A 12,600-nucleotide genomic window follows, 5' to 3' on the forward strand; every position below is an offset into this window, starting at 1 on the left:
CCTGTCGTTTCAGATTCAGCGGCCCCCGCTACCTACCTCCCCCTTGAGGAGCGGGGCCATGCCCAGGCGACCGATGCCCGGCAGCTTGAGTGCCGGGCGTCGCAGATCAATGCCCAGCGCGAGGCCCAGCAGGTTGAGCTCGATCCCCTCGTCGCGCCCCACGGTCAGCCCCAGCACACCGCCCACTGAGGCGGTGACGCCGAGCCCCCCCGGCGTCTCAGCCAGCACGCCCTCGAGCAGGTAATCCTTGCCCACCGCAGTCACCGGCAGCGTCGCTTCGAGCCCTCCCACCTCGCGGATTACCCAGGCGGTGAAGGTGTTGCTGTTGGGCCCCGGCCAGGCACGGTAGGTGGCGGGAGCCGGATAGGCCGCCACCGCCGCCTCGATCTCGGGAATTATCGCGGCCGCCGCCTCGCCCCGGTAATCGGCCAGCAGCGTGGGCTGGCTGCCGTACCAGGCCCGGTCCGGCGTGGTGGTCGCGCGTGACTCGAGGACCGGCCGGCGCCAGCTGAGCAGCTGGTGCATGCACCAGGCCTCGGCGCCAGCCTCGCGGGTGGCAATCCAGGTATGCACGCCGAAGGCCCCGCGCCATCCCCAGGCCCTGGCGGCATAGACCTGGACCACCGCCTCGGGGGCCTCTGCGGGGCTCGGGGCCAGGCCCGTCACAGTGCGATCGGCGGAGGACCAGTGGCCACCGGCTTCCACCTTGCCGGTAGCCAGCATCCACAGCGGCCCGGCCACCAGCAGGGCAAGCACCACCGCCAGGGCGGAGACCACACGCAGAATTCGTCGCAGCACAGGCCGGCTCCCCTTGAAGTCGCGGGCGATCACCCGCATCTGTAAGGCAAATTCATCTCTATTCAAGGCCAGTGATCATGCCCATCGTCGACCCGCGCACCGGTGAGCCGCTCACCGACGACCTTACCGCCAGCGAGAATGCCGACGCTTCATCTACCGGCGGCCAGAACGCCGAGATGATCCTCGACGTCGACACCAGCAACATCCAGCAGCTGCTCGAGACCTCGATGCAGGTGCCGGTGTTGCTCGCCTGCTGGGCACCCTCGAGCGAGTCCAGCAAGACGCTGATTCCGATCCTCGAAAAGCTGGCCCGGGAGTACCAGGGCACCTTCATCCTCGCCAAGCTCAACATCGACGAGAACCAGGAGATCGCTGGCCAGCTCGGCGTACGCTCGGTACCCGACGTCAAGTTGATCAGCCAGGGCGGACTGGTCGACCACTTCCAGGATGCCCTGCCGGAGAAGCAGGTGCGCGAATGGCTGGGCCGCTACTTCCCGGCGCCGGAAGAGGCCCCGGCGAGCCCCGAGGACCAGGCCGCCGAGGCCCTGGCCGCGGGGGATGCCGCTACCGCACGGAATATCTACCAGGAACTGGTGCAGCAATACCCCCAGCATACCCCCTACCAAGTGGAGCTGGCCCGCGCTCTGGTGGCCGACGGCCAGGCCGAAGAGGCCCGCACCCTGCTGGACAACCTGCCCCCGGAGGAGCGCGAAGCCGCCCCGGCCCGTGGCGTGCGCGCCAGCATCGAGTTCGGCGAGCAGGCGCCCTCTGCGGAAGAGCTGGCTGCCTTGGAAGGCCGCGACGACAGCGAGGCCCAGTACAAGCGTGCCCTGCGCCAGGTGGCCGATGGCGACTACGAAGCCGGCCTGGATGCCCTGCTCGCGCTGATGAAGCGCGACCGCGCCTACGGCGACGATGCCGCCCGCCGCACCCTGCTGCAGGTCTTCGATGCCCTGGGAGCCGACCATCCACTAACGGTCGCCTATCGCCGCAAGCTCTTCGCGTTGCTCTACTGAAGCTGGAAGCTCGAAGCTGTAAGGAACCTCCACGACCCAAGCTTTGGAGGTTATGCCGCGTAGCGGCATTCTTCCAGCTTCCAGGCGCGAAGCGCCGCTCTTCAAGCTTCAGCACAGCACCCCGTCCAATCGCGCCAGTGCGGCCTCCAACTGACTCGCCGTGGTGCCGAAATTGAGACGAGCAAAACCCGGCCAGCCGAAGTCGGCGCCGTCGGAGAGAGCGACGCCGGTGCGTTCGAGCAGCCGCAGCTGGGGGGACCCGGCCAGTCCTTCGAGCCCCTGCGCTTCGCGCAGGTTCAGCCAGGCCAGGTAGGTGGACTCGGGCGGGCTCATGGTAACGCCGGGCCAGCCGGCCACCCGTTCGACCAGGGCCTGCCGGTGGCCGCGCAATACGGCCAGCAGCGCCTGCCGCCACGGTTCGCCATGGGCATGGGCCGCCTCGGCGGCGACCAGCCCCAGCACATTGCCGTCGGGCTGAAGGCCCTTCACACCGGCGGCGAAGCGTCGCCGCAGGCCGGCGTCGGGAATCACCGCACAGGCCGTGGTGAGCCCCGCCAGGTTGAAGGTCTTGGATGGCGCCCAGAGGGTCAGGGTGCGCGAGGCCAGTTCGGGGAAGGCTGCTGCCAAGGGTACATGGTGGGCGCCCTCCTCTAGCAGCAGATCGCAGTGCAGCTCGTCGGAGACCACATACAGATCGTGGCGCTCGACCAGCTCGGCAAGCCCCGCCAGCTCCTCCCGCGTCCACACCCGTCCGGTGGGGTTGTGGGGCTGACACCAGAGTAGCAGTTGGGTCTCGGGGGTGATCGCTGCCTCCAGTGCCGCGAGGTCGAGGCGCCAGGGCTCGCCGGGCGCGGCCGGAGCCTGCAAGGCCGCCTGCTGGGGCCGCCGCCCCGTGCGCTCGGCCACCCTGAGGAACGGCGGGTAGATGGGCGTCACCGTCAGCACGCCGTCGCCGGGCTCGGTGAGAGCCAGGCTTGCCATGTGCAGTGCAGGCACTACGCCCGGCAGCCATAGCTGCCAGCCGGGCTCGATGGCCCAGCCGTAGTGCTCGGCACTCCAGTCGCAGAGGGTCTCGCGCAGCGAATCGGGCACCAGGCCATAGCCGAACACACCATGCGCGACCCGGGACCGCAGCGCCTCGATAACCGCAGGGGGCGAGGCGAAGTCCATGTCGGCGACCCACAGCGGCAGCACGTCATCACCGTAGCGATGCCACTTCTGCGAGGGCCAGTGACCGTCAGAGGGGTGGCGTCGCTCGACGGGCGTGGCAAAATCGAATTCCATGTGCAGTTCCCGATCCCAGAAGGCCAGCTAGATGAACGAGACCATGCCGCAAGACGGCTTCTATGCCAAGGTGCGCCGCGGCCTGCCCGCTCTGGTCGCCCAGTGGCTGACCCTCGGCCAGGGCGACGCCGACCGCCTGGCACTGCTGCTCGCCGAGACCGCGCGGGTAACCCGTATCGGGCTCCCCGAGAGCACCCCGGATGGTGATACCCTCGTCGACTGGAGCCGGCCCGACGGTGCCGAACCACCCCTGTGGGCAGCACGCACTGCCACCTTCCTGCTGGTACAGATGCCTGCCAGGGCCCTACCGGCCAGTGACGACGAAGCCTGCGCCTGGGCCTACTGTTGGCTGCGCAATCGCGACTTCGCGGATGTCGATGCCGCCGAGCAGGCACTACCCGAGCATCTTCGCGAGCCGTTGGCCACCTCCCTGAAGGCCGCCTGGACTGACCTCAAGGGGCTGCGCCTGGTCTAGTTGCCAGGCTTCGGGGCGCCTGCCGGCGCCAATCACGCAGGTAGCTGTCGGTGCCTTCACGCCAGCCTGCGAAGAACCCGATACAAGGATAAGGAAAACAGCATGGACGTTCCCTTGAGCTGGCAACTGGCCAAGCTGCTGGTATCGATCGGCGTAGTACTCGGCCTCTCGGTGATCGCCGAGCGGGTCAGCACACGCGTAGCCGGCCTGCTCGCCGGCTACCCGTTGGGCACCGCCATCGCACTGTTCTTCATCGGCCTTGAAATCTCCCCGGCCTTCGCCACCCAGAGTGCCGTGCATACCCTGGCCGGCTTCACCGCCACCCTGGCGTTGGGTGGCGGCTACCTGCTCTGCGCCCGCCGCGACGGCCTGGCCGGCGTGCTCGCCGGTACCGCGGGTGGGCTGGCCGCCTGGTTGGCGGTGAGCCTGCTGTTGACTCAGCTGGAGTTCACGCGCCTGACCGGCACCCTGACCACCCTGGTGGCGATCGTCGTCTTCATACGGCTCTACCGCCGGGTACCGGAAACCGCGACCGGCGCCCGCGTTGGCTTCAGCTGGGCGGCCCTGGGCCTGCGCGCCGCCCTGGCCGCCGGGATCATCTTCCTGATCACCGGCCTCGCCCATGTGATGCCGGCCGCTTGGGCCGGGGTCATGGCCGCATTCCCGGTGACCATGTACCCCTTCCTGGTGATCCTGCACCTGACCCACGGCGCCGCCCCGGTGGCCACGGTGATCAAGCACTACCCGGCCGGGCTCGGCGCGCTGCTCTGGTACGCCCTGTGCGTCTCGCTGACCTACGACAGCCTGGGACTGGTCCTAGGCACCCTGATCGGCTTCGCCGTCGCCACCGCCTGGCTGCTGGCCTGGACCCGCCTGCTGGCCTGGCGGGCCACTCGCCTGGCCGAGCGCGCAAGCGCCGGGACTTGACCGAGCGCTTGCTCGGGGCAAAGCTGTCAGGCTCAAATAAATCACGAGGACCGCCCCCGATGTTCACCCGCACCATCGAACCCGCCTTCTACGACACCGATGCCTTGGGCCACGTCAACAATACCCGGCTGCCGGCCTGGTTCGAGCTGGCCCGCAACGACCTCTTCCGACTGTTCACGCCAGACCTGGACCCACGCAAGTGGCGCCTGATCATGGCGCGCATGGAGGTCGACTATCGGGCCGAGCTGCAGTACGGCCGCGAAATCGAGATCCGCACCTATGTCTCGCGGCTCGGCAACAGCTCCTTCACGGTGAGCCAGGAGGCACGCCAGGACGGTCAGCTGACCAATCTCGGTCACACCGTGATGGTGCACTTCGACCATGAGGCCAAGAAGGCCATCCCCATCGAGGGCGAACTGCGCGAGGCCCTTCAGATCCACTTCCAGGCGGAGCCGGCAGACGCATGACCCCTGCCGTGAAGGTCCTCGAGAAGGCAGGAGTCGCCTTCAGCCTGGTCGAGTACGAGCATGACCCGCGCAGCACCGCCTACGGCGCGGAAGCCGCCCAGGCGCTGGAGCTCTCGCCCGAGGAGATGTTCAAGACCCTGCTCGCCAGGCTCGACGACGGCCGTCTGGTGATGGCCATCGTGCCGGTTTCGGCCCAGCTCGACCTCAAGGCCCTGGCCCGGGCGGCCGGGGGCCGGAAGGCCAACCTGGCCGATCCCGCCGATGCCGAGCGGACCACCGGCTACGTGGTCGGCGGCATCAGCCCGCTGGGCCAGCGCAAGCGCCTGCCCGCCTTCCTCGATGCCAGCGCCGAGCACCTCGCGACCCTCCATGTCAGCGGCGGTCGCCGCGGGCTGGAGATCTGCCTGGCGCCGGGGGACCTGGCGCGTTTGACCGGCGCACGCCACGCCCCCCTGGCAAGGCGCTGAGCTACCACAAGCCATCCCTGAGCCAAACGTCGGCCGGCGGTGTCACAACAAGAGCGCCATCCACCGACGGGAGTCCCCATGGCCATTCGCTACACCCTCTGGCTGGACCCGGACGACACCCCTCGGCATCGCGCCGTCGAAGCCGATCTGGAGCGCTACTTCATCGAGCGCTTTGCCGACTATCCGCACATCCGCTTGTTCGGTGCCGATCCCTACGATTATGATGCGCCGTTCAATCGCCTCCATGACGTGCTGATGGCGCGGGCCGGCGAATACTGCGAGCGGGAGTGGCGCTACGTACCCACCCCCGAGCAGCTCAACCGCGCCTTCTTCCTCGCCGTGGGGCACTCGAACAAGTTCGTACGGGACAACGATGATGGTGATCCGCACCGACCTGGAACCTGACGCGCGGCAGCTGGCCATCATCGCCGAGCAGCTGGGTCGCGCACCTCGCGGTATAGAGGCCCTGGCCGCCACCGATGGCGAGGGCACGCCGCTAGTGCTGCGCATGGCGCCCATCGTCGACGGCAAGCCCTTCCCGACGCTCTACTGGCTATGCTCAGAGCGGCTCAAGATCGAGATCTCGCATATCGAGGCCGCCGGGGTAATCAAGCAGCTGGAGACCCGCCTTCAGCAGGACCCCGACTTCCTGGCCGCCTACCACCGCAGCCACGACGCCTATGTGGCGACCCGCTGGGCCTGCATGAGCGACACCCAGAAGGCCGAGGTCCACCGCCTGGGCTATGAGGGCGTGCTCACCGAGCGCGGCATCGGCGGCATCACCAACCGCGATCAGGTTCGCTGCCTGCACACCCAGTATGCCCACCACCTCTGCGGCGAGAACGTCATCGGCCAGTGGCTCGACGCGACCTACGGGGTGGCCGACTGCCTGCCATGACACAGGCTTTCGGGTCCCCCGCCTGCCCGTTAGCATGACCCCTTGCCAAGGAGGAGAGGATGTCGAGATTCTGCGTCTATCTGGGGTCCCGGGAGGGCCATGACCCGCAATTCCTCGAGGCCGCACGCCAGCTCGGCGCCGAGCTGGCCAAACGTGGCCACGGCCTGGTCTATGGCGGCGCCCGCATCGGCCTGATGGGCAGCCTGGCCGATGCCGTGATGGCCGGCGGTGGCGAAGCCATCGGGGTGATGCCCGACCACCTGGTCGAGCGCGAGCAGGCCCACCACGGCCTGAGCGAACTGGTGCGGGTGCGCAACATGCACGAGCGCAAGGCGAGCATGGCCGCCCATGCCGATGCCTTCATCGTGCTGCCCGGCGGCATCGGCACCCTGGAGGAGTTCTTCGAGGCCTGGACCTGGCATTACCTGGGGCTGCACGACAAGCCCATCGGCGTGCTCGATACCGCGGGCTTCTACGCCCCGCTGCTGGCCTTCCTCGATAACACCGTGGAGCACGGCTTCCTCAATGGCCGCACTCGGGCCGAGCTGATCGATGCCACCAAGCCCGCCGAACTGCTGGATGCGCTAGAAAGCCGAATAGCCAAGCAGAGCTAGCCCGCATTGGCGCTTGCCGAACGGCTTGCTCAAGACCATGGATAGCACGACATGCCTGTTGGCAGGGCACTCTCGGTCAGCGGCAAGGAATGAGCCGTCTGTCAGACGCCAAGGGTGCGCTGGTAGGTGAGCTGGAGCAGGCGAGCATCGTCGCCGGCCCGATGTCGATGAATGCCCTGCTCGCGAATGATCGCTTCCTTGGTTCGGCTCCACAGGGCCTGCTGCTGCTCGCTGAGCAGGATGCGCAGCGCCTCGAGGCGAAAGGCCGGCAGCATGCCGGCATGATGGAAAAGCAGCGACAGCCAGGTGTTGTCGTAGCCCCAGCTGTCGCTGTAGGCGATGCCGATCTCTCCCAGTTCATCATTGAGCCAGCGAGCCACCTGGCGCACCGGGTAACCCTCGCGCTGCAGCCGCCCGCGGCTGATGCCGTGCAGCAGCTCGGCCTTGGGGTCCCAATGCGTCCACTCCTTCAGCGGCTGGATGAGGAAGGCACAGGTACTGCCATCGGCGCGGGCCAGGCCGACCTCGATAGGGTAGCTGCCGCGCCCGAAGCCGGACGCCTCGATATCCAGCAGTGTGGGTAGCGTCACGGGCGGGAGAGTCCTTGGTCGGGATGGCCGATGGCAATGGAGATGAACGGCTAGTGTCGCGTCTCGCCTTCGGCCCTGTCCAATGAATCAGCGCCCGGAGAACCGGAGCCCGTCAAACCCGAGTCCAGCGAGCCGGCCAATCCGGCCAGGCGGTCAGCCAGGGCCTGCCAGTGCGCGGCCTTCTCTGTATCCACCGGCAGTCCGAGATCCCCGTTGCGATAGGCGCGAGCCAGGCGGGTCGCTGCCAGGGGATGGCCCGCCTCTCCGGCACGCGCATACCAGGTCACGGCATATTCATCGCGGCGCGGATACTGGGCGCAGCCATGCTCACGAATCTGCCCGGCCTGGTACTGGGCTTTGGCATCCCCGGCATGGGCCGCCTCGAACACATAGCGCGCCCCGCGGGCCTTGTCCTGGGGACTGACCCCGCGATGGAAGAGCATGTGACCATACTGCGACAGCGCCGCCGGATGCCCGGCATCGGCGCAGCGCTGGAAAAGGCGCATGGTCAAGCGCTGGGTCCGCGGCGAGCGGGGCAGCCAGCGGGTATGGAACAGTTGCTGTGCAAGCCGGTACTCGAACCGGGTGAACAGTGAGGATGCCTCTGGCATGGCAACAACCCTGCGTCCTGTGGTGCGAAAGTGATACCGGCCACATCCTGTGGCCGGTATCACTTCCTGCAAGAAACGGTGGCCCTGCGGACTCCGCCGGGGCAACGGGGTGGCAAGCATACGCCCGCCCCGTCAGTGACTCAACCCCGCAATTTGCTGCCCCACCCGGGCCCCGCTACCATGCCGGCTCAACCCTTCACAGTCCTGACAGGAGTGATGGATGCAGACGCGACCGCTAGGCGATACCGGCATCGAGGTCAGTCGCCTGTGCCTCGGCACCATGACCTTCGGCGAGCAGAACAGCGAGGCCGAGGCCCACGAGCAGCTCGACCGAGCCGTGGCCTTCGGCATCGACTTCATCGACACCGCCGAGATGTATCCGGTACCCCCCAGGGCCGAGACCCAGGGACACACCGAAGCCTATATCGGTAGCTGGCTGAAGCGTCGTGGCAGCCGCGATGACGTGATCATCGCCACCAAGGCCAGCGGCCCCGGCCTCGAGCATATCCGTGGCGGCCCGAGGCTGACTCGTGATCACCTTCACCAGGCGGTCGATGAAAGCCTCGGCCGGCTGCAGACCGACTACGTCGACCTCTACCAGCTGCACTGGCCGGACCGGAAGGCCAACGTCTTCGGCAAGCTGGGCTACGAGCACGCTGAGGAAGAGGACGCTACGCCGCTGGAGGAGACGCTGTCGGCGCTCAAGGAGCTAGTGGATGCCGGCAAGGTTCGCGCCGTCGGGCTCTCCAACGACACCCCCTGGGGCGTGATGCGTGCCCTGCACTTGGCCGAGACCCTGGGCCTGCCTCGGGTCGCGAGCATCCAGAATCCCTACAACCTGCTCAATCGCACCTTCGAGGTGGGGCTGGCAGAGATCGCCCATCGAGAAAGGGTGGGGCTGCTGGCCTACTCGCCGCTGGCCTTCGGCATGCTCTCCGGCAAGTACCTAGATGGCGCCCGCCCCGCCGGCGCCCGGCTGACCCTGTTCGAACGTTTCCAGCGCTATACCAAGCCGCTGGCCGAGGAGGCGACCGCCGCCTATGTGAAGATCGCCCGCGACCATGACCTGGACCCGGCCAAGATGGCCCTGGCCTACGTCAACTCGAGACCCTTCCTGACCAGCAACATCATCGGTGCCACCAGCATGGAGCAGTTGGAGAGCAACCTGGCCAGCGAGTCCCTGCGACTCGACGACGAGGTACTGGAAGCCATTGAGGCCGTTCACCAGCGCATTCCCAACCCCGCGCCCTGAACCACGCTCTCTATACAATACAAAGAGTGCCTCAGCGATGGGCTATTACCCCGATAGCCCATCGTCCTCGGGCTGCTTGATATACTGGCCCAACTGCCAACAGGCCATCCCCTTCAGGTACAGGAGCGCCCCATGCTGAGCGTGATTTCGCCCGCCAAGACGCTGGACTTCGAGACCCCGGCCACCACCACCCTGCATACCCAGCCGGACCATCTCGATCGCAGCCGTGAACTGATCGAGATCCTGCGTGACTACTCGCCCCAACAGCTCAGCGAGCTGATGGGCATCAGCGACAAGCTGGCCGGGCTCAATGCCGCACGCTTCGCCGAATGGCATACCCCCTTCACGCCCAAGAACGCCAAGCCTGCTGCCCAGGCCTTCCAGGGCGATGTCTATGTGGGGCTCGAGGCGGACACCTTCAGCGACGACGACAACGCCTTCGCCCAGGATCACTTGCGCATCCTCTCCGGCCTCTACGGTCTGTTGCGCCCGCTGGACCTGATCCAGCCCTATCGCCTGGAGATGGGGACCAGGTTGGAGAACCCTGCGGGCAAGGACCTCTACGCCTTCTGGAGGCAAACCCTCACCGCTGAGCTCGACCGCGCCGTGGCGGCCAGCGGCAACCCGGTGTTGGTCAACCTGGCTTCCAACGAGTACTTCAAGGCGATCGACACCAAGGCGCTCACCTCACGGGTGATCACGCCGGTGTTCAAGGATGAGAAAAACGGCAAGCTGAAGATCATCAGCTTCTACGCCAAGAAGGCCCGCGGCCTGATGGCCGCCTGGATAATCCGTGAGCGCCTGGACGACCCCGAAGGCCTCAAGGACTTCGATGTGGCGGGCTACGCCTGGAATGCCGCCCTTTCGGAGGGCGATACCCTGGTCTTCACCCGCGCCGAGGGCGCTGCCTGAGCCCCTAGCCGGAAAACACCAGGGGGCGTGCCGAGCGCTCCTTGAGAAAATGGCGATGGGCCTGCTTGAAGCGCGCGTCGTCGCAGCGATGCAACCACTCATAGGCGATCATGTCGGCACTCACCGCGACCGCCCCGGCCTGCACCATCCGCTCCTTGGCCAGTCGCGCCTCGTCGGCCCGACGGCTGGCGCACGCCTCCACCAGCCAGTAGACCTCGTAGCCCGCCTCGAGCAGGCCGAGGCCGGTCTGCATCACGCAGATGTGGGCCTCGGTGCCGCACAGCACCACCTGATGGCGATCACCGGCGGCCATGGCCTCGGCGAAAGCCGGTTCGGCATGGGCATCGAAGTGGACTTTGTGCCACAGGCGATGCGCCGGCAGCGCCTCGAGCAGCCGTGGCTCGCTGCCCCCCAGCCCTTCGGGATACTGCTCGGTGACCCACACGGGCACCTCGAGCTCGCCGGCTATGCCGGCCATCCAAGTGGCCTCGGTCACCGCCTGGTCGCCATGTTGGATGACCGGCAGCAGGCCGGCCTGCAGGTCGACGATCAACAGCAGGCTCTTTTCTCGCGTCAGGCGCATCGGCGGCCCCTCTCTTTAATTGTCGTGACCAACCAGCATAGTCGCTAGAATACATCTTTCCGGCCCTTTCTCATGCCCTTTCTCGATGGAGAACTCCCTGATGCGTCACCTACTCGTCATGATCGTGGTCGGCGTTCTAGGCTTCGGCCTGGCCGTGGACCATGCCGAAGCCCGCCGCCTGGGTGGCGGCAAGACCTTCGGCAGTCAGTCCCGCACGGTGCAGCAGCCCGCGGCCACCCAGAACCAGGCCATCGGCAGCCGCGCCAACCAGACTCGCGCCGGCTCGCGAATGGGCGGCATGTTCGGCGGCCTGCTCGCGGGCGGCCTGCTCGCCGCGCTCTTCTTCGGCGGCGCCTTCGACGAACTCCGCGTGATGGACATCTTGCTCGTCGCCGGCGTGGCCTTCCTGCTCTTCAAGCTGCTGGCCCGGCGCCGGCCGGCCATGGCCGGTGGCCAGGGCCAGCCGGATGGCACCGCCGCCCCCCAGCACTTCCAGGCCGAGCCTGCACCGCTGGGAAGCGGAACCGCCTTCGCCTCGGAGCCCGAGTGGTTCGACCGGGAACGCTTCCTCGGCGGCGCCAAGGAGCATTTCATGACTCTGCAGCGGGCCTGGGACAACAACGACTTTGCCGGCATACAGGAGTACGTGACGCCGGAGCTCTACAACTTGCTGCGTGAGGAGCGTGGCCGTCAGCCGGCCAACAATCGCACCGAGATCGTGCGGCTCTTCACCGAACTCGGGAGTATTCGCGAGGTCGGCCAGGAAGCCGAGGCCACGGTGATCTTCCACGGCATCATCGCCGAGAACGGGGAGGAGACCGAGTTCAACGAGACCTGGCACCTGACTCGCCAGATGCGCGACGGCGCTCCCTGGTACCTGCAAGGGATCGAGCAGAATCCCGGCGCCTGACGTCCCAGGGAGTGACATGCCGATACGCTAAAGGCCGGGCACTATGCCCGGCCTTTTCTGTCCTATTATCACTTCTGATTTCTGCCACCCTAGGCGGGCAATCAATTCTGGGCGTCCTCGGCGGCCTGCTCCATCTCGTCACCCATCTCCTCCATGCCTTCGCCCATCTCTTCCATCGACTCGTCGATATTCTCGCCTGCCTCCTCGGCCGGCCCTTGCTCATCCTCGCAGGCCACCAGGCCGGCACCCAGCATGGCAATCAGAAGGGCCAGGCCCAGCTTACGCATCATCCCCATCTTAATGTTCACCTCCTGCTGAGACGTCGGAAACCATCAGTGTCGTAAACGAAAACCCTAACCCTTGGCAGACGGCCTTTCCAATCCAGGTTGCAACATCATGTAACGGCGTGAGTGCCAGACATAAAAAAACCCCGCGCTCTTTCGAACACGGGGTTTTCGGGATAGGTGCCTGACGATGACCTACTCTCGCATGGGGAGGCCCCACACTACCATCGGCGCTGAGCGGTTTCACTGCTGAGTTCGGCATGGGATCAGGTGGTTCCCGCACGCTATGGTCGTCAGGCGAAAAACGGTGAATCATGCTGAACTGAGTCGTCTCGTCGTATCCGGCTGTCGGTCGCCATCGGCAGACCGCTTGGGTGTTATATGGTCAAGCCTCACGGGCCATTAGTACCGGTTAGCTCAACGCCTTGCAGCGCTTCCACACCCGGCCTATCAACCAGCTGGTCTCGCTGGGCCCTTCAGGAGGCTCGAGGCCTCGGGGATGTCTCATCTTG

Annotated in this window: 17 protein-coding genes and 2 rRNA genes; 11 read left to right on the forward strand and 8 right to left on the reverse strand. The window is 66.7% G+C overall.

Going from position 1 to position 12,600, the window contains the following annotated elements:
• Nucleotides 1-15: 15 nt before the first annotated feature.
• Nucleotides 16-798 carry a DUF3750 domain-containing protein gene (locus BMY30_RS09425; protein WP_342027778.1) on the reverse strand — a complete coding sequence of 261 codons (783 nt, stop codon included), beginning with the start codon at nucleotides 796-798 and terminating at the stop codon, nucleotides 16-18.
• A 77-nt stretch (nucleotides 799-875) separates the two neighbouring features.
• On the opposite strand from BMY30_RS09425, the gene BMY30_RS09430 reads away from it, so the two are divergent.
• Nucleotides 876-1,814: a tetratricopeptide repeat protein gene (locus tag BMY30_RS09430; RefSeq protein ID WP_089712901.1), complete on the forward strand. Its 939-nt coding sequence runs from the start codon at nucleotides 876-878 to the stop codon at nucleotides 1,812-1,814.
• Between the two features lie 108 nt (nucleotides 1,815-1,922).
• Here the strand turns inward: BMY30_RS09430 and BMY30_RS09435 are convergent, their stop codons facing one another.
• Nucleotides 1,923-3,098 (reverse strand): MalY/PatB family protein, encoded by a 1,176-nt coding sequence (locus tag BMY30_RS09435; protein WP_089712904.1) that lies wholly within the window; start codon nucleotides 3,096-3,098, stop codon nucleotides 1,923-1,925.
• Nucleotides 3,099-3,141: 43 nt separating this feature from the next.
• Here BMY30_RS09435 and BMY30_RS09440 point away from each other — a divergent pair, with 43 nt between their 5' ends.
• The 7 genes from BMY30_RS09440 (at nucleotide 3,142) to BMY30_RS09470 (ending at nucleotide 6,946) form a co-directional block, all read left to right on the forward strand.
• Nucleotides 3,142-3,573 (forward strand): hypothetical protein, encoded by a 432-nt coding sequence (locus tag BMY30_RS09440; protein WP_089712965.1) that lies wholly within the window; start codon nucleotides 3,142-3,144, stop codon nucleotides 3,571-3,573.
• A gap of 102 nt (nucleotides 3,574-3,675) precedes the next feature.
• On the forward strand, nucleotides 3,676-4,500 hold the full coding sequence (locus BMY30_RS09445) for a hypothetical protein (protein ID WP_089712907.1): 825 nt from the start codon (nucleotides 3,676-3,678) through the stop codon (nucleotides 4,498-4,500).
• A gap of 59 nt (nucleotides 4,501-4,559) precedes the next feature.
• Entirely contained in the window at nucleotides 4,560-4,967 is a 408-nt protein-coding gene (locus BMY30_RS09450) for an acyl-CoA thioesterase (RefSeq protein ID WP_089712910.1), read from the forward strand.
• Nucleotides 4,964-5,434, forward strand: coding sequence for a Cys-tRNA(Pro) deacylase (gene ybaK, locus BMY30_RS09455; RefSeq protein ID WP_089712913.1), 471 nt, complete (start codon nucleotides 4,964-4,966; stop codon nucleotides 5,432-5,434). Before BMY30_RS09450 ends, ybaK begins: the two co-directional genes overlap by 4 nt.
• A gap of 78 nt (nucleotides 5,435-5,512) precedes the next feature.
• A complete protein-coding gene (locus BMY30_RS09460; RefSeq protein WP_089712915.1) occupies nucleotides 5,513-5,839 on the forward strand; it encodes a hypothetical protein in 327 nt (108 codons plus the stop codon).
• Nucleotides 5,811-6,332 carry a DUF501 domain-containing protein gene (locus tag BMY30_RS09465; RefSeq protein ID WP_089712917.1) on the forward strand — a complete coding sequence of 174 codons (522 nt, stop codon included), beginning with the start codon at nucleotides 5,811-5,813 and terminating at the stop codon, nucleotides 6,330-6,332. Before BMY30_RS09460 ends, BMY30_RS09465 begins: the two co-directional genes overlap by 29 nt.
• Before the next feature lie 59 nt (nucleotides 6,333-6,391).
• On the forward strand, nucleotides 6,392-6,946 hold the full coding sequence (locus tag BMY30_RS09470) for an LOG family protein (RefSeq protein ID WP_089712919.1): 555 nt from the start codon (nucleotides 6,392-6,394) through the stop codon (nucleotides 6,944-6,946).
• A gap of 101 nt (nucleotides 6,947-7,047) precedes the next feature.
• Here the strand turns inward: BMY30_RS09470 and BMY30_RS09475 are convergent, their stop codons facing one another.
• Both BMY30_RS09475 and BMY30_RS09480 read right to left on the reverse strand, forming a co-directional pair.
• Nucleotides 7,048-7,536 (reverse strand): hypothetical protein, encoded by a 489-nt coding sequence (locus tag BMY30_RS09475; RefSeq protein WP_089712922.1) that lies wholly within the window; start codon nucleotides 7,534-7,536, stop codon nucleotides 7,048-7,050.
• A 50-nt stretch (nucleotides 7,537-7,586) separates the two neighbouring features.
• Nucleotides 7,587-8,147, reverse strand: a complete 561-nt coding sequence (locus tag BMY30_RS09480; RefSeq protein ID WP_244516168.1) for a tetratricopeptide repeat protein — start codon at nucleotides 8,145-8,147, stop codon at nucleotides 7,587-7,589.
• A 220-nt stretch (nucleotides 8,148-8,367) separates the two neighbouring features.
• On the opposite strand from BMY30_RS09480, the gene BMY30_RS09485 reads away from it, so the two are divergent.
• Nucleotides 8,368-9,399 (forward strand): NADP(H)-dependent aldo-keto reductase, encoded by a 1,032-nt coding sequence (locus BMY30_RS09485; protein ID WP_089712925.1) that lies wholly within the window; start codon nucleotides 8,368-8,370, stop codon nucleotides 9,397-9,399.
• 132 nt (nucleotides 9,400-9,531) lie between these two features.
• Nucleotides 9,532-10,311: a peroxide stress protein YaaA gene (gene yaaA / locus BMY30_RS09490; protein WP_089712928.1), complete on the forward strand. Its 780-nt coding sequence runs from the start codon at nucleotides 9,532-9,534 to the stop codon at nucleotides 10,309-10,311.
• A gap of 4 nt (nucleotides 10,312-10,315) precedes the next feature.
• Here the strand turns inward: yaaA and BMY30_RS09495 are convergent, their stop codons facing one another.
• Nucleotides 10,316-10,894 carry an isochorismatase family protein gene (locus tag BMY30_RS09495; RefSeq protein WP_089712930.1) on the reverse strand — a complete coding sequence of 193 codons (579 nt, stop codon included), beginning with the start codon at nucleotides 10,892-10,894 and terminating at the stop codon, nucleotides 10,316-10,318.
• 100 nt (nucleotides 10,895-10,994) lie between these two features.
• Here BMY30_RS09495 and BMY30_RS09500 point away from each other — a divergent pair, with 100 nt between their 5' ends.
• Complete coding sequence (locus BMY30_RS09500) at nucleotides 10,995-11,804, forward strand: Tim44 domain-containing protein (RefSeq protein WP_089712933.1); 810 nt, start codon at nucleotides 10,995-10,997, stop codon at nucleotides 11,802-11,804.
• Between the two features lie 101 nt (nucleotides 11,805-11,905).
• Here BMY30_RS09500 and BMY30_RS09505 read toward each other — a convergent pair whose 3' ends face one another.
• The 3 genes from BMY30_RS09505 to BMY30_RS09515 form a co-directional block, all read right to left on the reverse strand.
• Nucleotides 11,906-12,100: a hypothetical protein gene (locus tag BMY30_RS09505; RefSeq protein ID WP_342027779.1), complete on the reverse strand. Its 195-nt coding sequence runs from the start codon at nucleotides 12,098-12,100 to the stop codon at nucleotides 11,906-11,908.
• 170 nt (nucleotides 12,101-12,270) lie between these two features.
• Nucleotides 12,271-12,386, reverse strand: a 5S ribosomal RNA gene (rrf, locus tag BMY30_RS09510).
• Between the two features lie 83 nt (nucleotides 12,387-12,469).
• Nucleotides 12,470-12,600, reverse strand: a 23S ribosomal RNA gene (locus tag BMY30_RS09515); the annotation flags it as partial.

Source organism: Halomonas daqiaonensis (assembly GCF_900109725.1).
Classification (GTDB): domain Bacteria; phylum Pseudomonadota; class Gammaproteobacteria; order Pseudomonadales; family Halomonadaceae; genus Halomonas; species Halomonas daqiaonensis.